Origin of the sequence: Emcibacter sp. (assembly GCF_963675455.1) — a bacterium.
Taxonomy (GTDB): domain Bacteria; phylum Pseudomonadota; class Alphaproteobacteria; order Sphingomonadales; family Emcibacteraceae; genus Emcibacter.
The window spans coordinates 844,831-865,404 of the sequence record NZ_OY776217.1 but is presented as its reverse complement, the minus strand read 5'-3'; the positions used below and the strand labels follow the sequence as shown (position 1 = coordinate 865,404).

General features: G+C 53.5%; 16 protein-coding genes. 5 read left to right on the top strand and 11 right to left on the bottom strand.

Annotation, left to right across the window (positions count from 1 at the left end):
- The first annotated feature begins 95 nt into the window (after positions 1-95).
- Positions 96-785, top strand: a complete 690-nt coding sequence (locus tag ACORNT_RS03965) for a sigma-70 family RNA polymerase sigma factor (RefSeq protein WP_321395602.1) — start codon at positions 96-98, stop codon at positions 783-785.
- A complete protein-coding gene (locus ACORNT_RS03960) occupies positions 782-1,423 on the top strand; it encodes a ChrR family anti-sigma-E factor (protein WP_321395599.1) in 642 nt (213 codons plus the stop codon). The genes ACORNT_RS03965 and ACORNT_RS03960 overlap by 4 nt, the downstream gene beginning before the upstream one ends.
- Before the next feature lie 59 nt (positions 1,424-1,482).
- On the opposite strand, the gene ACORNT_RS03955 is transcribed toward ACORNT_RS03960, so the two are convergent.
- From ACORNT_RS03955 to ACORNT_RS03925, 7 genes are all read right to left on the bottom strand, one after another.
- Positions 1,483-2,343 carry a hypothetical protein gene (locus ACORNT_RS03955; protein ID WP_321395596.1) on the bottom strand — a complete coding sequence of 287 codons (861 nt, stop codon included), beginning with the start codon at positions 2,341-2,343 and terminating at the stop codon, positions 1,483-1,485.
- A 29-nt stretch (positions 2,344-2,372) separates the two neighbouring features.
- Positions 2,373-3,647 carry an FAD-binding oxidoreductase gene (locus tag ACORNT_RS03950; protein WP_321395593.1) on the bottom strand — a complete coding sequence of 425 codons (1,275 nt, stop codon included), beginning with the start codon at positions 3,645-3,647 and terminating at the stop codon, positions 2,373-2,375.
- Positions 3,647-5,029, bottom strand: coding sequence for an aspartate aminotransferase family protein (locus ACORNT_RS03945; protein ID WP_321395590.1), 1,383 nt, complete (start codon positions 5,027-5,029; stop codon positions 3,647-3,649). The genes ACORNT_RS03950 and ACORNT_RS03945 overlap by 1 nt, the downstream gene beginning before the upstream one ends.
- A 34-nt stretch (positions 5,030-5,063) precedes the next feature.
- The gene (locus ACORNT_RS03940) at positions 5,064-6,551 is read right to left on the bottom strand and encodes an aldehyde dehydrogenase (protein WP_321395586.1); all 1,488 of its coding nucleotides are present in this window, start codon (positions 6,549-6,551) and stop codon (positions 5,064-5,066) included.
- A gap of 38 nt (positions 6,552-6,589) precedes the next feature.
- Positions 6,590-7,525: an agmatinase gene (gene speB, locus ACORNT_RS03935; RefSeq protein WP_321395582.1), complete on the bottom strand. Its 936-nt coding sequence runs from the start codon at positions 7,523-7,525 to the stop codon at positions 6,590-6,592.
- A 124-nt stretch (positions 7,526-7,649) separates the two neighbouring features.
- On the bottom strand, positions 7,650-9,011 hold the full coding sequence (locus ACORNT_RS03930; protein WP_321395580.1) for a glutamine synthetase family protein: 1,362 nt from the start codon (positions 9,009-9,011) through the stop codon (positions 7,650-7,652).
- A gap of 258 nt (positions 9,012-9,269) precedes the next feature.
- Complete coding sequence (locus ACORNT_RS03925; RefSeq protein WP_321395578.1) at positions 9,270-10,112, bottom strand: type 1 glutamine amidotransferase; 843 nt, start codon at positions 10,110-10,112, stop codon at positions 9,270-9,272.
- A gap of 397 nt (positions 10,113-10,509) precedes the next feature.
- Between ACORNT_RS03925 and ACORNT_RS03920 the strand changes: the two genes are divergently transcribed.
- The 3 genes from ACORNT_RS03920 (at position 10,510) to ACORNT_RS03910 (ending at position 15,145) form a co-directional block, all read left to right on the top strand.
- Positions 10,510-11,205 (top strand): GntR family transcriptional regulator, encoded by a 696-nt coding sequence (locus ACORNT_RS03920; RefSeq protein ID WP_321395576.1) that lies wholly within the window; start codon positions 10,510-10,512, stop codon positions 11,203-11,205.
- A gap of 275 nt (positions 11,206-11,480) precedes the next feature.
- Positions 11,481-12,788: an FAD-binding oxidoreductase gene (locus ACORNT_RS03915; protein WP_321395575.1), complete on the top strand. Its 1,308-nt coding sequence runs from the start codon at positions 11,481-11,483 to the stop codon at positions 12,786-12,788.
- 47 nt (positions 12,789-12,835) lie between these two features.
- Positions 12,836-15,145, top strand: a complete 2,310-nt coding sequence (locus ACORNT_RS03910; protein ID WP_321395573.1) for a TonB-dependent receptor — start codon at positions 12,836-12,838, stop codon at positions 15,143-15,145.
- 73 nt (positions 15,146-15,218) lie between these two features.
- On the opposite strand, the gene ACORNT_RS03905 is transcribed toward ACORNT_RS03910, so the two are convergent.
- From ACORNT_RS03905 to gabT, 4 genes are all read right to left on the bottom strand, one after another.
- Positions 15,219-17,117: an NAD(P)-binding protein gene (locus ACORNT_RS03905; RefSeq protein WP_321395572.1), complete on the bottom strand. Its 1,899-nt coding sequence runs from the start codon at positions 17,115-17,117 to the stop codon at positions 15,219-15,221.
- Between the two features lie 13 nt (positions 17,118-17,130).
- On the bottom strand, positions 17,131-18,444 hold the full coding sequence (locus tag ACORNT_RS03900; protein WP_321395570.1) for an aspartate aminotransferase family protein: 1,314 nt from the start codon (positions 18,442-18,444) through the stop codon (positions 17,131-17,133).
- Between the two features lie 160 nt (positions 18,445-18,604).
- Positions 18,605-19,153 carry a cupin domain-containing protein gene (locus ACORNT_RS03895; RefSeq protein WP_321395567.1) on the bottom strand — a complete coding sequence of 183 codons (549 nt, stop codon included), beginning with the start codon at positions 19,151-19,153 and terminating at the stop codon, positions 18,605-18,607.
- Positions 19,154-19,293: 140 nt separating this feature from the next.
- Positions 19,294-20,574 (bottom strand): 4-aminobutyrate--2-oxoglutarate transaminase, encoded by a 1,281-nt coding sequence (gene gabT / locus ACORNT_RS03890; RefSeq protein WP_321395565.1) that lies wholly within the window; start codon positions 20,572-20,574, stop codon positions 19,294-19,296.

Sequence of the window (20,574 nt, the reverse complement as noted above, 5' to 3'; positions counted from 1 at the left end):
CGGGTATTTATTTTCCAGGTTGTGATCCGGACCGGCAATCAAATCGTATCAGTGACATGAACATGATTGCTGTGACAGAGAAACCGGGTCATTCCTTGTCTCTGCACCCCGGAGTGTACAAACCGGCCGTTGTGGAAGATATTGAGACGAATATTTCAAACACCATGCGGCAGAAAAACGGGCGCAATGCAGTCCCGCTGGAGGAAAAGCACATTACCGGGGAAAGGGACCAGGAGGAAGGCGCGAAGTTGCTGGACCGGATCGCCCAAAGGCGCGACCGCCAGGCTTTCGTTCGCCTCTATGAAATGTATGCACCGCGGTTGAAAAGTTTCCTCATGTCCCGGAAAATGGATGAACAGCAGGCGGAAGACCTGCTGCAGGAAGTCATGTTGAAAATATGGCGCAAGGCGGACAGCTATAATGCGGACAAGGCCCGTGTCAGCACCTGGATATTTACGGTCGCCCGCAACAGTCATATCGACATAATCCGGCGGCGAAAGGTTATCGAGCTTGATGTTGATGATCATTTGTCTGAACTGGTGGATGAGGCGAAAACAGATGAAATGGTTTCAGCCGGCCAGACAGCTGAAGCAGTGCGGGGAGCTATTGACAGCCTTAGCCCTGAGCTGAAACAGGTGATCGCCAAGGCGTTCCTTGAAGAAATGTCTCACACGGAAGTTGCTGAAGCGCTGGGCCTGCCACTGGGTACGGTGAAATCCCGGATCCGGCTGGCCGTGCGCAAACTGAGGCCATCGCTTGAAAAACGCAGAGAGAATGTAACATGAATACTGGTCTGGTGACTGATGAATGGATCGTGTCATATGCTTCCGGCGGGCTGAACGAAGGGCATGCCCTGTTGGTGGCGTCTCAGGCTGCATTACGTCCTGAGGTGCGGCAAAAAATCAACGAGGCGGAAGCCCTTGGCGGCGCTTTTCTGGAAACCGGCGCCAGCGTGCCTGTCAGCGACACGTTGCTGGATGAAATTCTGGCTCGCCTGCCTGAAACTGAAGATGGAGTTGAAGAGCCACATTATAGAAACCCGTCTCTGCCGGCGCCTCTGGCGGACTATCTTGGCTGCGGTCTGGACGATCTTAAATGGCGGTTTATGGGCCCGGGTCTTCAGAATGTCAGACTGTGGACCGGACCCAATGATGAACGTCTGTGGCTGCTTCGGGCCAGAGGGGGCATTACCATTCCCGAACATGGGCATCGGGGTAATGAAATGACGCTGGTGCTGCAGGGCAGTTATCATTGTGGCGGGCAGCAGTATGTGGCAGGCGACATGGACCTTGCCGACGGTGACGACGTGCATCAGCCGATGATTGATCCGGGCGAGGAATGCATCTGTCTGGTGCTGACCGAGGCATCGCTCAGGTTCAATTCTTTCTTGGTGCGCCTGGTCCAGCCTCTGATTGGCCTTTAGTCATGTTATCCAATGTGCCGGGCAACCGTTTTTGAGTTGCCCGGGCTTGTTACCCAAAGTCAAGGTGAAGTCTGATTGCGTGCGGCTTTATTTTCTTTTATTTCCTGCTGCCACTGGAACAGGTTCATTTCGATAAAGGCGAATGCCACCAGCCACAGGAACGCATCCCAGAAATCCAGAAATTCGCCCAGAATTCCCCAGATGATGGCACAGACCAGGAGGCTGATGTACAGAGCGGCCTTGAAAAATTTGCTGATCCTCAGCAGGGGCCCTTTGAGCAATCCCTTAAGCTGGAACCAGACATCCACCTCCAGAACGACAACAATCCAGATCCAGGTGCCCGCATTGATGACATCTATCCAGGCAAGTTCTCTCGTGTCCGCCAGCGCCTGCGCATCGGCAATCAGCGCCTGCCCCTGTATTTTGAACAGGTCCAGCCCCGCGAGGCTTTGACAGTTTTCGGCTGTCAGGATCTCATACTCGTCCAGGGCGATAACCTTGGATAATACTCCATCGACCATGCTGCAGACGTCTTCGACAGGAAACGGAGTGACGCCATAGAAAAGCATCAGTTTTATATAATAGCCGTAAAAAGCATATAATATCAGGCTGTAACACAGGCTCCGAACCGCCATCAGGCTCCATTTGAGATGTTTTTTCTCCAGGGCTTCATCGGAAATCACCCAGGTTTCCAGCTCAAACAGGAGCAGCAGGATCACCCAGTTCAATGTATCGGCGCTGGCCGTGAAGGCTTCTATAATCTGGGAAAAATGGACCCCATCCTGGAAGGTGTGTGACGAGGCGTCCCAGTCCTGTTGGAAAAACAGGTAGGTATTCCACATGAGAAGCAGATAAATCGTATATTTAAAAAGATTATACAGTTTTTCCCGAAAAGCCGGATGCGCAAATTTATCCTTCATTTTCCCGTTATCTTTCCATTGCTAACACACTAAAAAATATCCTTGATGCGATAATATAACATGCCCAGCGCGATAATCTGGTTTCCCAGCCCGCCAGGGACGGGTAGACGGGTATGTTTGGCCTTGGCAAATATATCAAAACGTTCCATTTGTCCGCTAGTGGCGTCACTTAGAATTTCCCCGATAATATGGGTGGTGTTGACGCCATGTCCGCTGTAGCCCTCTGAATAATAGATATTATCATTGATCCGTCCGACGTGGGGTGTGCGGTTGATAATAATGCCGATTTTCCCTCCCCATTCATAGTCGATGCGGGCATCCTTCAGCTGGGGGAAAGTTTTTAGCATGCGGGGAAGCATATTGTCCTTGATGCTTTTCGGATCCCGGCCTGAATAGTTACACCGGCCGCCGTATAACATCCTCCGGTCGGCAGAAAGACGGTAATAATCCAGCAGCTCGTTCAGGTCGCACACCGCCTGGTCACGGGGCAGGACCTGACGGGCCATTTCCTCGCTCAGGGGCTCGGTCGCAAGAATATAGGTTCCGGCGGGAAACAGAAAGCCGCGCAGGTGCTTTCTTTCCAGATGATGATAGGCATTCCCTGCCAGCACCACCTTGTTGGCCCGGACCTGTCCGGTTGCTGTTTTTACGACAGGTGTCAGGCCGTGCTCGATATCGATCACGGCGCTGTCTTCATATATCCGTCCGCCCAGGGAGGAAAAGGCGCGGGCTTCACCCAGACACAGATTCAGGGGGTGCAGATGGCCGTCCAGGTCATTGTACAGGCCGCCGCAATAGCTGTCCGTGCCGACATAGTCCGCCATGTCGCGGGCTTCGACCAGGCGAAAATGCTCTTCAAGGCCGTTCGCAGAGAAATAGTCATATTCTTTCCTGAGATGGTCCATATGGCGGTTTTTAACCGCGGCATCCATATAGCCGTATTTCAGGTCACACTGGATGTTATATTTCTCGACCCTCTCGCGGATGATTTCATTGCCACGCCATTTGATGTCATGGATGAGTTTTTCGGCGGCCGGCCCCTGGCTGCGTCTCAGGTTGTCCTCGCCGGAAATGGCATGGATCATCTGGCCGCCATTGCGCCCGGAGGCGCCCCAGCCGACCTGGTTTGCCTCAAGCACCACGACCTGGAAACCTCTTTCCGCCAGGGTCAGGGCTGTTGCAATACCGGTAAAACCACCTCCTATCACGCATATGTCGGCGCTTGTCTCTCCTTCAAGAGACGGATAACGGGAAGTATCATTCACCGTTGCGGCATAATAGGAGGGGCAGTGTTTCTCGGCCATTACATCAGTCCCAGATCCCGGGCTGTTGCATCAAGACAGAGTTTTCCTTTCTCAAGGAGCTCGTCAATCTCGGACTTGGAAATGGTCAGCGGCGGACTGATGATCATCGATTGGTCAACGGCCCGCATGATCAGGTTGTTCTGGAAACAATAATTTCGACAGATTGTGCCGGCGTCTTCGTCTCCGCTGAAGGTGGTGCGGGTGGCCTTGTCCTTGACCAGCTGAATGCCGGCCATCAGGCCGCGGCCCCGGGTTTCGCCGACGAGCGGGTGATTGTCTGCCAGGTCCTGTAGTCCGGCATGAAGGTAGGGGCCGGTTTCTTCCCGGACTTTCTCCACCAGGTTATGGCCCTTGATATAATGGATATTGGCGATGGCGACCGCACTGGCGACCGGGTGGCCGCTGTAGGTATAGCCGTGGTTGATGTCGCCGCCGCCATTCAGGACTTCGAACACTTCATCCGTCATGCCAACCGCAGCAATCGGCAGGTAGCCGGAAGACATGCCCTTGGCCATGGTCATCAGGTCCGGTTTTATGCCCATGGTTTCGGAGCCAAACCAGTTGCCCGTCCGGCCGAAACCGCAGATCACCTCGTCAGCAATCAGGAGCACATCATATTTCTTGCAGATGCGCTGGATTTCCGGCCAGTAGGTGTCGGGCGGTACGATCACGCCGCCGGCGCCCTGAATGGGTTCGGCAATGAAGGCGGCTACGGTATCGGCGCCGAGTTCCAGAATTTTTTCTTCCAGTTCCCGGGCGCGTTCCAGGCCGAATTCCTCCGGTGTCATGTCATCGCCTTCAAGATACCAGAAGGGCTGGCCGATATGCTCGAATCCCGGCAGGAGGGAGGCGTTCTTGCCGCCCATGTTATGCATGTAACCCATACCGCCAAGACTGGTGGCGGCCAGCGTACTGCCGTGATAGGCGTTCTTCCGGCTGATGAATGTCATCTTGTCGGTCTGGCCTTTGACATCCCAGTAATGGCGCACCAGGCGCACATTGGTGTCATTGGCTTCGGATCCGGAACCGGCAAAAAAGAAATGATTGAACCCTTCGGGGGTTACTTCGGCCAGCAGTCTGGACAGTTCGATTTGCGGCTGATGGCTGGTCTGGAAAAAACTGTTGTAATAGGGCAGTTCTTTCATTTGTTCATGGGCTGCGTCGATCAGTTCCTTGCGACCGTAACCCACATTGACACACCACAGGCCGGCCATGCCGTCAAGGATCTTGTTGCCTTCGCTGTCCCAGATATAGCTGCCTTCGCCCCGGGTGATGACGCGGGTGCCTTTCTTGCCAAGGGCGGCCGGGTCCGTGAAGGGGTGGATATGATGTTCACGGTCAAGTTCCTGCCACTGGGCAGTATCTCGGTTAAATTTAGTCATTTGAATTCTCCAAACGTGAATCCTGATCCGGCTCTCAGAGCTGTACCCATGTGGTTTTGAGATCAGTATATTTTTCCAGGGCGTGCAGGGACTTGTCGCGCCCGAAACCGGACTGCTTGAAGCCGCCGAACGGAATTGTCATGTCGCCGGTCGGATCCCAGCAGTTGACCCAGACGGTGCCGGCCCGGACGGCCCGCGCCATGCGGTGTGCCTGCGATATGTCGCGGCTCCAGACGGCGGCAGCAAGGCCATAGATTGTATCATTGGCAATGCGCACCGCTTCGTCCTCGCTGTCGAAAGTCAGAACGGACAGAACCGGGCCGAAAATTTCCTCTCGCGCAATGGTCATGTCAGGTGTCACATCGTCAAAGATGGTGGGGTCGACGAAAAATCCTTCCCGTCCGGCACTTCTGCTTCCGCCCAGTTTGAGGCTCGCCCCTTCTTCATTGGCTTTGTCGACAAAACCCAGCACCCGGTTCATATGGTGCTCCTCAACCAGCGCCCCCATGGTGGTGGCGGGGTCAAGCGGGTCGCCGACGGTATGCTGGAGGCCGGCTTTCATCAGCTTGTCCATGAATTCGTCCTTGACCGCGCGGTCAACCAGAAGCCGCGAGCCCGCGGTGCAGACCTCGCCCTGATTAAAGAAGATGGCGCTGGCTGCGGCTTCGGCAGCCTTGTCCAGGTCCGGGCAGTCCCGCATGATAATGTGTGGCGACTTGCCACCACATTCCAGCGAAACCCGCTTCAGGTTGGACTGACCGCTGTACTGCATGAAGAATTTGCCGACCTGTGTTGAGCCGGTGAAGGCAATCATGTCCACATCCATATGAAGACCGAGCGCCTGTCCCGCCGTTTCACCAAAGCCGGGAATTACATTCAGGACACCATCCGGAATTCCGGCCTCGGAGGCCAGTTCCGCCAGGCGCAGCATCGACAGCGGTGATTGCTCCGCCGGTTTCAGGACGATACTGTTGCCAGCCGCCAGGGCCGGGCCGATTTTCCAGCAGGCCATGAGCAGGGGAAAGTTCCAGGGAACGACAACGCCGATGACGCCCAGGGCTTCCCGGGTAACCATGGCCAGGGCGCCCGGATCGGTGGGGGCGATTTCATCCATAAGCTTGTCAGCCGCTTCACCGTACCAGTGGATACAGCGGGCGCTGCCTGGTATATCAATGGACATGGCATCGGAAACGGGTTTCCCCATATCCAGACTTTCCAGAAGGGCAAGCTCTTCCTTATGTTCGAGAATAAGGTCGGCAAGACGCATCAGGTGCCGGCCCCGCTCGGCCGGATGCATGTTTGACCAGCGGCCGTCTTCGAACGCATTACGCGCGGCTTTCACGGCAATATCCACGTCCTCTTTGTCACACTCTGCCACATTGTTGAATATCTGCGCCGTGGCAGGATTGACATTGGCGAATGTTTTGCCGGACAGGGCGTCAACGAACTTCCCGTTCACAAAGGCCTGCGTGCGGAATGAAAGACCGGCGGCCTTGTCTTTCCAGTAATCAAAAGTTTTCATAGTTCAAAACTCCCATAACGACAATTACACAAGGCTGATTACCCTCTGCCCCGTGTCAAAGCTTCTGAAATCAAATATAGAATGTCACAGGCCAGCGTTGCGCCGGCCAAAGCTGTGACGGAACCAATCGGATCATAGGACGGCGCTACTTCAACCAGGTCGCCACCGACGACATTCAGCTCTTTCAGGCCGCGCAGGATTTCCCGGCCCTGCATCACGCTTGCCCCGCCCGGCACAGGGGTACCGGTGCCTGGGGCAAAGGCCGGATCCAGAAAGTCTATGTCAAAACTGACATAGGCCTTTCTGTCCTGCACCCGGTTACAGATCGTTGCAGCCACTTCCTTGTTGGTCATATTATCCAGCGCAATGGCGTCCACAATCTGGAGCCCGAAGGTATCCGGGTTTGGGGTCCGGATTCCCAGCTGGATTGAATGCTCCACATCAATCAGCCCTTCCTGGATCGCGTGGTAGAACATTGTGCCGTGATTATAGTCTTCGCTGACCCAGGTATCCGTGTGGGCGTCAAAATGGATAAGGGCCAGCGGCCCGTATTTTTTGACATGCGCCCTGAGCAGGGCCAGAGAGATAAAATGGTCTCCGCCGAGGGACAGTAACGCCGTGTCCTGCGAGATAATCTCCGATGCCATCCGCTCGAGTTCTGCGGTCATGCGTTCAGGATAGGCGGTAAAATCACATACATCGCCGTAATCGACCACGGTGTGCCGGTCGTTCAGGTGATAGTCCCAGGGCCAGACGCCCCATTCAAATTCACCAACCAGCGAAGATTGTTCGCGGATTGCCCGCGGTCCGGAGCGCGCGCCGGAACGGTTTGTCGTTCCCAGATCATAGGGAACGCCAAGTACCGCCATATCGGCACCGGCCAGATCCCGGGAAAAGGGAAAGCGCAAAAAACTCAGGATTCCCGCATAAGCGGTTTCCCGATAGTCCTGTGGTGTAAGTTTGGTTCCGGTCATTTCATCCTCCTGGGGTTCTGGCTGGCCTGTTTTGTCAAAAATGGTGCATCTGCCGCCCGTAAAAGCCGGTCAGTTCACTTCCAGTGACATTACTGCTTGTCGGCGCCAGACGCCACATAATCCGCTATACGTTGGTCAGCAAATAACGAATTTCCCAAGGGGAAAGCATGCTGTAGTTAGCGGAATATTCCTCTTCCTTCACATCCACATAAGTTGAAATAAATTCATCATGCAAAATATCTTTTAACACCTCAGATTCCCTGAATTGATTCAGGCTGGACAGAAAATGAAGCGGCAGGCGCTGGCTGTCCACATCGTAGGCAGATTCGTTCAGGGCTTCCGTCGGCGTCAGGTTTTCGACCATACCCAGATATCCCGCCAGCAATGATGCCGCGATGGCCAGGTAAGGGTTCACATCGGCGCCGGCAATCCGGTTTTCGACCCGTCGTGCAGCCCGGCCGCCGGACGGCACCCGCAGACCCACTGACCGGTTTTCCCGACCCCAGTGAAGGTTGGCCGGAGAGCTCATGCCGCTGCCGATACGCAGGTAACTATTGGCATAAGGCGCCAGCAGGGGCATCAGTGAGGGAATATATTTTTGCAGACCCGCGATGTGGGCATGAAAAATTTCCGTATCAGTGCCATCGTCATCAGCAAAAATATTTTTACCATCGGATATATTCACGACGCTCTGATGGATATGCATGGCGCTGCCATACTGGTCCGGGTAAGGCTGAGCCATAAAACTGGCGAACATACCGTGCCGGATGGCAACCTGTTTCAGCAGGCGCTTAAAGTTAAAGGACTGATCCGCCACATTCAGCGGATCGCCGTGATAGACATTAACTTCGAACTGGGCAGGCCCGGCCTCGTGTGTAAGGGTATCCACCTGGATATTCATCTCATCACAACAGTCATAGACCTGATCAAACATGGGGCTGAATTCATCCAGGGCATCCAGGGATAAAACCCCTTTGTCCATGGACATTTTTCCGGATCTTCCCCGGGGCGGGATTGGATCGCTTTCAATTTTTTCCTGACGGGCCAGAAGGAAAAATTCGAATTCCGGCGCCACCACCGGCTGCCAGCCTTTTTCATGGTACAGGGAGAGAACTTTTCGGAGCACCTGTCGCGGCGAGTTATGCGCCGGTTCGCCACTTTCCTTGTAGACGTCACATATAACGCAGGCGGTCGGCGTATCAGGCCATGGCAAAATCTGGAGGGTATCCAAATCCGGCTGGAGTAAAAGATCCTCCTCAAGCGCCGTGATGTAATCGTTGGCGATAAAATCGCAGTTGATTGTCAGGGCAAACAGGGAGTCCGGCACCCGGTGGCCACCGGTTCTCAGTCCTTCAATAAACTTGGCCCGGGGCGTGACCTTGCCGCGGCTGATGCCGGCAAAATCACTGACCATAACTTCCACGTCAATGATATCATGTTGAATCAACCATTTTTCGGTTTCTTCGATAAGTTTCTCGTCTACCATAAAACACCTAAAATATCGCCCGCTTGATTGGGGCGACCTGCCTAAAGTTTTAAACTGTAGCCCAGTATGCCTTAATTCACATTAAAACACCAGAAATTTGTGATCACATTCTAAAAAACAATAATCGTGCCTAATCTGATCTGAACATTTGTTGGAAAATTATAAGTTCCACGAGGCACATAAGAGATCCCGCAGGTCTCTAGGCCATCCTTAATATGTGATCACATAATGGCTGTTTTAACGAATGGTCCGGACTTATCAGCTGGCTGGCGAGTCGATAAAGTCAAGCCAGTTACTGATCTCGCGCAGTCTGCAGCAGGGATCCAGCACATCCGGGCCCATGTCGTATTTTTCCCGCAATTCCTTATGCTGTCCATCCGTCTGGGCCAGGCGATATTCAGAAGAAAGCTGCTCTACGGCTGCTTCGTCCGGGCAGAACCCTTCCTCAACCATCCGCTTTTTATATTTTTCCATCAGGGAGGCTATATAATCGAGATCAAATTCGGGGTGATACTGCACGCCCCAAAAAATGGCAGGTCCGTTCCGGATTTCCACGGCCTGTACCTGACTCATGCCGTTTCCCGAAAGCACTGTTGTTCCTTCGGGTAGTTTTATCACATGATCCAGATGAATGGCAACGGCATCGAACGGCCCGGTCTTGTCTTTGTAGAGCGGGTGAGTCTGTCCGGAATCGGTGAGTTTGATGTCGCGGGCGATGCCTATTTCCCGTCCTTTGTCATTGCGGGAAACGACACCTCCGGCCGCGACAACGGCTACCTGCAGGCCCCAGCAGCTTCCGAATATTTTTACCGGCAGCGCAAAACATTTTTTCATGAATTCGATCTGCTTGGTGATGGCCGGGTTCTGATCATATATATTCAGTGCAGAGCCGGTCCAGATAATGCCGTCATAGCCGGCCAGGCTGTCATCATCCGGCAAATCAGTCCCTTCATCTGCGGGATAGACGACGTCGCAATGGAGGCCAGGCCGCAATGAAAGCAGGGTCTTTTTATAAAGCTCGCTCTGGGTGAGAGCGCCGGACGCAGTGGTCTGCTCACGGGCCTCGCGGGTATTTCCCTCAACGATCAGTAAATTTGTCATGGTTGAACATCCATACTGTTATGCGGACAGTGATTTGTGATCACAATTTATGCTTTTATATATGGGGAATTTCAAGTAAATTATTTTTGATCACAAAATACATAAATAGTTTATTGGTTTTATTGGCATTTAGAGTAAATTATTTTTCCGCTTAATGAAGGGGCGAGGTGCAGGACCTGCTTTGTGCCGTATTTTCTTTGCAGGCATGCGATCATAAACAGATCGAATTCATTTTTTGAGACGGCTGAAAACCCGGACAAAACAGATTGTGTGCCCTGAAAAGTTTCAAAAAACCTTGACATAATGTGATTTTTAGGGCGATTCACGAAAAGTTTGAACTTGGCATTCTGTAGCAGGACGGGGTTAAAACCGTGAGTAAAAAAGAAAGGGAACTGTAGTGTCGCAAACCGAGCCCATTCAGGATGAGGACACCTCAAGCCGTAAAATTACATATGAGACGGTATATAAAAGTCTGTACGATTCCATAATAACGGGCCGATTTGAACCTGGAAAGACACTTACCATCCGCGGGCTGGCGGAACAGCTGGGGGTCAGTCCCATGCCTGTTCGGGAAGCGGTCCGCCGGCTTGTCGCTCTGGGTGCTCTGGAGATGCAAAGTACCCGCCGGGTTGCCGTTGCCCAGATGACGGAACAGCGATTCCGCGAAATATTCAAAGCCCGTACATTGCTGGAACCCGAGATTTCTGCCAGTGCGATCGCAAACAGCAGCAACGCCCTCATCCAGAAACTGGAAACCATCGACGACGAGATTGAGGACGCCCTCGATAAAGGGGACGTGGACCTCTACAGCCTGAAAAACTGGGAATTTCATTTTACCCTGTACCGGGCGGCAAACTGCCCGATCATTCTTCGGTTGATTGAAAGCGTCTGGCTTCAGTTCGGGCCTTTCATGAGAATGATTGTTGGACGCCTCGGAACCTCCTATATCGTTGATCAGCATATCAATGCGATTAATGCCCTGAAAAACAAGGACGAGCAGGCCCTGCGGGAGGCGATCCGCCTGGATATCTTTGACGGGATGGACCGGATCGGCGAGAAACTTTTCGGCCTGCATTCGCAAAAAGAAGCGTAATTCCCTCTTCCAAAGTCCGCGTACGGCGAAAAATAACCTTGACAAAATTATTTTGTGATCACAAAATAATTTTTTATGTGATCACATTTGAATATTTGTTCCGGTGATTGCATTCTCGTTTGTTCAGAATGCATGTCATTTCCCGCATCAGGGGCTTAAATTACCGGATTTTTATACATTTATATCCAGTTGATATCAGGATAACGCTGTTATACATGCATTATTTTTTATAAATTCTGGATCACAATTTTGGCGAAGAGTTTGAGTTCGTAACGATGACAGGCAACCGAAATATCAAGAAACAGGTTTCAGAACAGCATCCTGATTCCTATTATCTTGCGACAGCGAGCAGCCATGACAGTTTTCCGACACTGTCTGGTGAGGAAAGCTGTGACATTTGTGTCGTCGGCGGTGGCTTTACCGGTCTTTCGACAGCTTTGCATCTGCGGCAGGCCGGATTTGACGTAATTCTTCTCGAGGCGAATCTTGTTGGCTGGGGGGCGTCCGGCCGTAACGGCGGCCAGCTCGGGTCAGGTCAACGGGCCGATCAGGCCACTCTGGAAAAAATGGTCGGTACCGCCGGGGCACATGTCCTCTGGGATCTGGCGGAAGATTCCAAAAATCTGGTCAAGCAACTGGTCAGGGACCATAATATTGACTGCGACCTCAAGCCCGGTGTTCTGCATGCCGCCCATAAAAAACGCTATACCGAAGATTACCGCGAGGAAGCGCTGAAGCTCCGGAATGAATATGGCTATGACCAGATTCGTTTTGTTGATGAAGACGAAATGGCGGAGATGCTGGGGATGCGCACCTATTTTGGCGGGACGCTGGATATGGGGGCGTGTCATCTTCATCCGTTAAATCTGGCGTTGGGCATGGCCGGGGCTTGCAAAAAAGCCGGGGTCAGGATTTATGAAAACAGCCGGGTTGAAAGTTACAGGGAAAATAACGGAATAACTGTTTGCACTGCCGCAGGCAGGGTCAGCGCCCGACAGCTTGTCCTCGGGTGCAATGGCTATCTCGGCAATCTGGAGCCCCGTCTCGCCGGCAAGATCATGCCGATCAACAACTTTGTGGTCGCAACGGAACCCCTTGGTGAAGCGCGGGCAAGAATGATCAATCGGGACGATGTTGCCGTCGCCGATTCAAAATTTGTCATCAATTATTTCCGCATGTCTGCCGACCACCGGCTATTGTTCGGTGGGGGAGAAAATTATACCCCTGGTTTTCCGGCGGATCTTGCATCCTTTGTGCGAAAATATATGCTGGAGATATATCCGGCCCTTGAGGATGTCAGAATTGATTATGCCTGGGGCGGCACACTGGCAATAACCATGAACCGGCTGCCGCACATCGGAAAACTGGGACCAAATATTTTTTATGCCCAGGGGTTTTCCGGCCATGGTGTCGGTATGGCGACCCTCGCCGGGAAAGTTGTGGCAGATGCCATCTCCGGCCGTCACGACAGTTTTGATGTTTTTGAGAAATTACCGACCCATTCCTTCCCCGGCGGCCAGTTTTTGCGCTGGCCTATGATGGTTTTGGGTATGATGTATTACGCATTGAGAGATAGAATATAAATAAGGGAACATGGGAGAAATACAACATGAGGAAAGGAATACAAACTATGAAACCCTGCGACCAGAAAACCAAGGTCAAGGCCCTGATGACAACGGCGTTAACGGCAAGCCTGTTATCCCTGTCATTCGCTTCCTACACCAACGCGCAAGAAAATGAAGCTCTGGCAATTGAAGAAATCATCGTATCAGCCCAGAAGCGCGACCAGTCCATTCAGGATGTGCCTATCGCCATCTCGGCGTACGATTCCACTTTCATCGAAAAAACCAAACTTGACGACGTCAAGGATATGATTGATTTCACCCCCGGTTTTGCAGGCAAGTCCAAGGATAGCTTTGTCGATGCAATCTCCATCCGCGGGATTGTTACCAACAGCTTCGGCGCCGCCGTTGACCCCTCTGTCGGGATTTTCAAGGATGGCGTGTATCAGGGCCGCACAGGTTCCGCGATCACAAGCTTCTTTGATGTCGAGCGTACCGAAGCCCTGCGTGGCCCGCAGGGCTTTTTGTTTGGCCGCAACGCAAGTTCCGGCGCCATCAGCATCATCACCAAAAAGCCCGATACAGATGCCACCAGCGGTTATTTCCATGCCGGTGTCGGCGAACGCAATCATTATGAACTCGACGGCGCGGTCAATCTGCCGCTGAATGAAAACTGGGCCGTTCGCGTTGCCGGATATTATTTCAACGAAGACGGTTATGTAAACAACGTCCATTTCCCGGAAGATGACGACCTGCAGAGCCAGGAAAAAGGCGCCGGCCGTTTCAGCCTCGGGTATACTGGTGAAAAACTGTCCATGAACCTGATCGCCGAATATGAAACCCGGAAACAGTCCGGCACCATATATCGGGCGCTCGAAGATGATGAGACCCTTGAATTTCTCGGTGTGACCATGGGCGGCAACCCGAATGAGGCCGACAGTGATCTGCGGGATGACAAGGATGATGGTGACATCTGGAGCTTCACCGCTCTTATTGACTGGGATCTTGGCGACATGACCCTGTCCTCTATCACGGGTGTCAGAACCTATGATTATCAATATGCCGAAGATTTTGACGGTGCGCCATTCAGGTCCAGCCATTATTTCCAGGACCAGGAAGGCGACTATTACAGTCAGGAAATCCGCCTGGTATCTTCAGATGAAAACCGTCTGACATGGTATGTGGGTGTTTCCGCCTATCAGGAAGAAATCAAGGTTTCCTTCTCCCAGGTTTCGGATGAAGAAATCATGTGTGCCGTCTTTGAGGAAACAACCTGCGAGGATGCTTATGGTGAGTTTACGGCAAATCCGGACGGGCTTGTTGAAAGCAATGATGTGGACGGGACCTACAAGGGATGGGGCGCCTATGCCGACCTGACCTATGCCGTCACAGACAAGCTCGAGGTCAGCCTCGACCTGCGTTACACCTATGACAAAAAGGATTTCGGTCTGAATATCCTGCCGGTGGATAGTGAGCTTGGCCCCTATTATGTTTTCGGCTACACCACCAACGGATTTGTCCGGGACAGTAAAAGCTGGGATGATTTCACCCCGCGGGTCGTGGCCCGTTATGCGGCAACCGATGATCTGAACCTCTGGGCCAGCATCACCCGCGGGTACAAGGCGGGTGGCTTTGGCTCCTTTGGGCTCGATATTCCTACTGGCCCCGGTGAAGACATTTTCGAAGTTCTCAACGATGACGGCACCGTTCCTGAAGGCACCACACCGTCTGCCTTCGAACCGGAAACCCTGTGGAGTTATGAGGTCGGCCTGAAAGCAAACATGGCAGACAACCGGGTCCAGATGGCCGTTAACGCCTACTATTATGACTTCAAAAACCTGCAGGTCAGTTTCTTTGATGGCGACCTGAATAACACCGTTGTCGAGAATGTCGGCCAGGTCGATGGTTATGGCGTGGAAGCTACGGTCCGTGCCCTGCCCAATGAATATATCGATATGTTGCTGGGCGCGGCCTACAGCGATACCAGCGTCGAAGGGGCCGGGGCGATCTGTGATGATTGTGACGGCAACCGCCTGACCAACAACCCGGAATGGACCTTCACAGGTGTCATCAATGGTCATTATCCGATGCAGGGCGGCGAGGTCTTCTCAACCCTGGAATTCAGGTACCAGAGCCGGACTTATGGCGGTCTCGAGAATGAAGAGCGTTATTCCGTTGAGGGCTATGCTAATTTCAACCTGCGCGCGGGTTATGAATCCGACAACGGCTGGGATGTATCGCTCTATGTGGAAAACCTGTTTGACCAGTTCCATTATGATTCCGTCATTGGCGGTGAAATACCGATCCCGGGACATTATATCGGCCCGGCACGACCCAGGTCTTTCGGTGTCGACTTTACGGTGAAATTCGGCGGCTAACCGATCCGATCTCCAAAGAAAAAGGGAACCTCCGGGTTCCCTTTTTTATTGAACTCTGTACGGAAATAAATGATCAGCCGAGTTGTTCCGATACGGCCCGATGAGCGGAATCAAAAGCGCCGTTGACATAGGCCAGGGACTGGGAATCTGTATTGGCAATTGAAATGCGCCCCAGTTGCCGGCGCCCCAGGACATGGGGGCCGTCCTCGGTCTTGTCGACCCAGCCCCAGGGCTCCCAGAGCTCATTATATTCATAGGCATATCCGTGCGGCCAGCGGTTGACCGTGATCGCGGAAATATCGTGCGCCGCATCGAAACCATAAGGGCCGAACATTTCCTCAAGCTGGGCGATCAGCCTTGTTTCATAATCCGCAAAAGTCATGTTGTAGATATCGTGGCGTCCCAGCCGGTGTTGTTCCAGTGCCGGCAAACCCAGGTTCTGATGGACCGGGGTGTGAAGAACATGCAAAATCACCGGCTCTGTCGTCTCCTGCGCATAGGCATATTCCCCCATGCTGACCGGGAAATCCAGTGACATATTATGGAAAAAACCATGTGGGCAGGTTAAGTGGTGATATCCTGCTTTTTTGACGGCCTGCCAGTTGCTCAGGGCGACGTTAATATAAGTGAGCGGAACCTTCTGGGGGAAATTCAGGGCCTCTTTCTGGTCTTCCGGTATCTCGGGACAGACATGCGGCAGGATATTATTGTAGCAGGCCATAATCACATGGCGGCCACGAACCTTTTCCACCTGCCCGTGACGGACATAGGTCACATCAACGGCTTCCCTGTCGCCGGTATGAACGACCTTGACTGCGGTACTCAGGAGCCGCAGGCGTATCGGGGAATTTTTCTCATCCAGGCGGCCATAATCAAAATCCGTGGTGACGATGTCTTCCATGCTTTCCCCGGGCGCAATGTCGGGGATCAGTTTGCGGACCAGGAGGCGGGCAAGGCTGGCGTTGCCGTCCGGGAAATGAAAAATATAAGGCTCGTTCCATTCATAGGGAGATGGCACCAGGTCCGGGTTGAGGTTCATGCCTTCAAATCCGGGCATTTCCAGCCGGTAGCCTTCCAGGGCGGACAGCGCGTCAAAGCCGAGCCCCCACAAACCGATCCCCTGGTTGCGCAGTGTTTCGACAACCTCCTCCGGCATGCCGGCATGTTTGCGCAGAAAATCATCGTAGCTGAGGCCGCGCAGATATGTGATTTTTTCCTGCACTGACATGTCTTCAAGATAATCCTCTTCGGCATGCCAGAGACGGATAAGCGCTTCCCTGCCGGCGTCAGACAGGGGATAACTTTCCACAAGCCGGTCTATGGTACTTTCCCCGGCCGTCTCAATATTGTCAGCCAGGCGACTTTCTCCGAAATGGGCGCGGTCAAAAAATGTTCCCCGCACCATCTTCCGTTTGTGGAAATAGTCCTGATCGTAATAGTCATAGAATTTCTTCACCTCGACCCCTAGGTCCTTGAGGATCTGCAGGGCTTCGGGGGAAAAATTCGCCGGGCCGTCAATGGACTGGCTGCCGCCGTAACCGATCAGCTGTTTGCCCTGTACGGAGAATTCATTGCGTTTGGCATGACCGCCGAAATCATCATGATTGTCCAGAATCAGAATACGGGCATCAGGCTGTTGTTTCCGGAACAGATAGGCACTGGCCAGGCCGGACAGACCGCCGCCGACAACGACCAGATCATAGGGGTCATCGGCGAGCCGGTCCGGGTCGGGCCAGCTTTGCCCGTCCCAGGCAAGGGCATGGGCAACCTCGAAAGATCCGGCATGGCTGCCCCTTAAGCCGGTGAGCGAGGGTGGATAAGGCAAAGCCCCGGACGCTGTTGTCCGGGGCGCAGAAGTCTCTGCCAAAGCAAGGCATTCGAGGGGGGAGAGAGCGGTGCCGGCCGCCAGACTGAGAGCAATTCCCCCCATAAAATCCCTTCGTGAAATTCCACTCAGGTCCTTTTTACTCATATCTCTGTCCTTGTTATATTTTTGCCAGAATATCATCCAGGGTATTGACGATGAAATCAATCTGTTGTTCGGAAATGATCAGCGGTGGAGACAGGGCGATAATATCGGCAGTGGTCCGGATCAGAAGGCCTGTTTCAAAAGCCTTCATGTAGGCTTCAAAAGCCCGTACCGTCGGCTGTCCTTCCCGCGGCCTGAGCTCGATGGCGCCGACCAGTCCCAGGTCCCGGACATCAATGACACACTCATGACGCTTAAGGCTGTGAAGCCCCTTCTGCCAGTAGGGGGCAAGGTCCCTGGCCCGGCTGAACAGATTTTCCTCTGCATAGACCTCCAGCGAGGCAATGCCTGCGGCACAGGCCAGGGGGTGGCCGCTGTAGGTATAGCCATGAAACAGCTCAATCATGTTTTCCGGCCCGGTCATCAGCGCGTCATGAATTTTGTCGCTGACCATGACGGCGCCCATGGGAACCGCGCCATTGGTCAGGCCTTTGGCGGTGGTGATCAGATCCGGCTGTATGCCAAACAGGGAGGCGGCACAGCTGTCGCCGAGACGACCAAAGGCGGTGATGACCTCGTCAAAGATCAGCAGAATGTCGTGGTCGGTGCAGATCCTGCGCAATTTTTCCAGATACCCCTGCGGCGGGATCAGAACCCCGGCAGATCCGGCCATCGGTTCAACAATGACAGCGGCGATGGTGTGGGCGCCGTGCAGGGCAATAAGGTCCAGCAGGCGGTCGGCCTTGTCTGCGCCATGTTCCGGCTGGCCTTTGGAAAAGGCATTTTTGGCCAGGTCATGGGTGTGCGGCAGGTGGTCAACCTCGGGCAATAACGGCCCAAAGGTATGACGGTTCGGCATGATACCACCAACAGAAAGCCCGCCAAAATTCACCCCGTGATATCCTTTTTCACGACCGATGAATTTGATTTTTTCGGGCTTTCCGGCGGCTTTGTGGTAGGCCCGGGAGATTTTGAGAGCCGTCTCGACGGATTCAGAACCGCTGTTGGTGTAGAAGACATGGTTGAGGTCGCCGGGAAACAGGTCGGCAAGCTTTTCGGCAAATTCAAAAGCCAGGGGATGACCGGCCTGGAAAGCCGGTGAATAGGTCATCCGGTCAACCTGCTTTTTGATGGCCTCATTGATCTTTTCGTTACCGTGACCGGCATTGACACACCATAGTCCTGCACAGCCGTCGAGGATTTTGTCGCCGTCTCTGGTCTCGTAATACATGCCGGAGGCGGCCTGAATGATGCGGGGATTTTTTTTGAAGGCACGGTTTGCCGTAAACGGCATCCAGTAGGCTTCTGTGTTTATTTCGTTGGTGCTCATGTTGCAGTATCCCAATCAGTCTCATCTTGAAAGAGGAAGTATATGCAACCTGTAAACGGACAAACAAGACGTTATTTTTGCAAAAATAACTCCTTGAATCTAAAGGAAAATACCAGACAATCGTTTAGGATATCAAACACCCCTCGGGCCATCGTGAAATTCAGAAGGACGGCGGGGTGCAGGCGCTGACAATTTCACAGACTTCCGAGCCGACATTTTTGAATTTGTGAGGTTTCTGGCTGGCAAAGTAATAAGCGTCTCCCGGGCCCAGAATTTTCTTCTGGTTGCCGACCTCAACTTGCAGATGCCCCTTGAGAACAAGGCCGCATTCCTCCCCCTCGTGGGTCAATGCCGTCTTGCCGGTGGTGGCGCCGGGCTGGTATTTTTCATGCAGAAACTGGATCGCCTTGTTTTTCAGGTTGGCGCCGATCTGACGGAAAGATATTCCCTTGTCCCCGATCTCGGCCAGTTCCTCGGCGGCAAAGAAGATTTTTTCCTCGGACTTGTGATCTTCGTCAAAGAACTCGGAAAGACTGATGGGAATGCCGTCGAGAATTCGCTTCAAGGCGCCCACTGTCGGATTTAAATGATTGGATTCAATCTGGGATATGCTGGCGTTGGCGACGCCGGTCCGCTTGGCCAGCTCCCGCTGGGACAGCCGGTGTTCCGTTCGAATTTCCTTTAGACGCTTTCCGATATCCAATGTCATGATTTTCCTGAAACCTCTGCCGGGATCAACTGCGTATCTTATTTCTAGCACAGCGCTCCGGGCCTCTCAATGACAAGAAGCCGGACCCCTTGTGGATCCGGCTTCATATTGTTCATTTGCCTGGGTGGGGCAGGATATTTTTAAGCGGCCTGATCCCGGAAAACCTGTTCGAGGATATCCAGGCCCTCATTCAGGACGTCGTCAGACGCGGTCAGGGCCGGAAGGAAACGGATAACATTTCCGCGCACCCCGCAGCTGAGCAGAATAAGCCCCTTGTCGGCGGCTGCCCGGACAATATTCGCAGTCAGGGCAGCATCGGGACGATCGGCATCGCCGTCCTGGACAAGTTCCATGGCAATCATGGCGCCAAGGTTCCGGATCTCGCCGATGGCATTGAGCCCGTTGCCCTTGAGGCGCAGAAGGCGTGATTTAAACAGCTCACCGATCTCGACGGCGCGTTCGCAGAGGTTATCCTGCTCGATGATTTCCATCACTTTCAAACCGGCCACACAGCCCAGCGGGGAGCCGCCGTAAGTGCCGCCGAGCCCGCCGGGCGCCGCCGCGTCCATGACGTCCGCTTTGCCGACCACGGCGCTGATAGGGAAACCGCCGGCCATGGCCTTGGCCACTGTCATCAGGTCCGGTTCGACACCGCTGTATTCGGTGGCAAACATTTTGCCGGTACGGGCAAATCCGGTCTGGATTTCATCGCAGATCAACAGGATGCCGTGCTGGTCACAGGTGTCGCGCAGGGATTTCATGAATGCAGGACTTGCCGCATAAAAACCGCCCTCACCCTGAACAGGTTCGAGGATAATTGCGGCCACCCGGGCCGGGTCGATATCCGCTTTGAAAAGGTTATCAAGGGCGTTGAGGCTGTCTTCCTCGGTAATTCCGTGGTAGGCAATGGGGAACGGAACATGGTATACATCTGTCGGGAATGGCCCGAAACCGACTTTATAGGGGGCAACCTTGCCAGTCAGGGCCATTCCCATCATGGTACGGCCGTGAAAGCCGCCCTTGAACGCAATAATGCCGGAACGTCCCGTTGCGACCCGGGCGATCTTGACGGCATTTTCAACCGCTTCGGCCCCGGTGGTCAGGAAAATGGATTTTTTCGGACTGTTCCCCGGCGCGGCTTCGTTCAGCTTTTCCGCCAGCTCGATATAACTTTCATAGGGGTTAACCTGGAAACAGGTATGGGAAAAGTTATCGAGCTGTTCCTTGACCGCATCGACAATGCGGGGATCACTGTGCCCGGTATTGTTGACGGCTATGCCGGTGGCAAAATCAATATAGCGATTGCCTTCCACATCCCACAGTTCGGCATTTTTGGCTTTTGCTGCAAAACGCTGGTGCATGGTACCCACACCTCGGGGGATCGCCTTTTCCCGGCGGGTCCAGAGTTCACTATTCTTCAT

Excerpts from the sequence above, each read along its gene's own strand:
- ACORNT_RS03925 (WP_321395578.1), bottom strand. The coding sequence starts at position 10,112 with ATGACAAATTTACTGATCGTTGAGGGAAATACCCGCGAGGCCCGTGAG.
- ACORNT_RS03940 (WP_321395586.1), bottom strand. The coding sequence starts at position 6,551 with ATGAAAACTTTTGATTACTGGAAAGACAAGGCCGCCGGTCTTTCATTC.
- ACORNT_RS03945 (WP_321395590.1), bottom strand. The coding sequence starts at position 5,029 with ATGACTAAATTTAACCGAGATACTGCCCAGTGGCAGGAACTTGACCGT.
- ACORNT_RS03915 (WP_321395575.1), top strand. The coding sequence starts at position 11,481 with ATGACAGGCAACCGAAATATCAAGAAACAGGTTTCAGAACAGCATCCT.
- speB (WP_321395582.1), bottom strand. The coding sequence starts at position 7,525 with ATGACCGGAACCAAACTTACACCACAGGACTATCGGGAAACCGCTTAT.
- ACORNT_RS03930 (WP_321395580.1), bottom strand. The coding sequence starts at position 9,011 with ATGGTAGACGAGAAACTTATCGAAGAAACCGAAAAATGGTTGATTCAA.
- ACORNT_RS03905 (WP_321395572.1), bottom strand. The coding sequence starts at position 17,117 with ATGAGTAAAAAGGACCTGAGTGGAATTTCACGAAGGGATTTTATGGGG.
- ACORNT_RS03895 (WP_321395567.1), bottom strand. The coding sequence starts at position 19,153 with ATGACATTGGATATCGGAAAGCGTCTAAAGGAAATTCGAACGGAACAC.
- ACORNT_RS03960 (WP_321395599.1), top strand. The coding sequence starts at position 782 with ATGAATACTGGTCTGGTGACTGATGAATGGATCGTGTCATATGCTTCC.
- ACORNT_RS03950 (WP_321395593.1), bottom strand. The coding sequence starts at position 3,647 with ATGGCCGAGAAACACTGCCCCTCCTATTATGCCGCAACGGTGAATGAT.
- ACORNT_RS03955 (WP_321395596.1), bottom strand. The coding sequence starts at position 2,343 with ATGAAGGATAAATTTGCGCATCCGGCTTTTCGGGAAAAACTGTATAAT.
- ACORNT_RS03900 (WP_321395570.1), bottom strand. The coding sequence starts at position 18,444 with ATGAGCACCAACGAAATAAACACAGAAGCCTACTGGATGCCGTTTACG.
- ACORNT_RS03910 (WP_321395573.1), top strand. The coding sequence starts at position 12,836 with ATGAAACCCTGCGACCAGAAAACCAAGGTCAAGGCCCTGATGACAACG.
- gabT (WP_321395565.1), bottom strand. The coding sequence starts at position 20,574 with ATGAAGAATAGTGAACTCTGGACCCGCCGGGAAAAGGCGATCCCCCGA.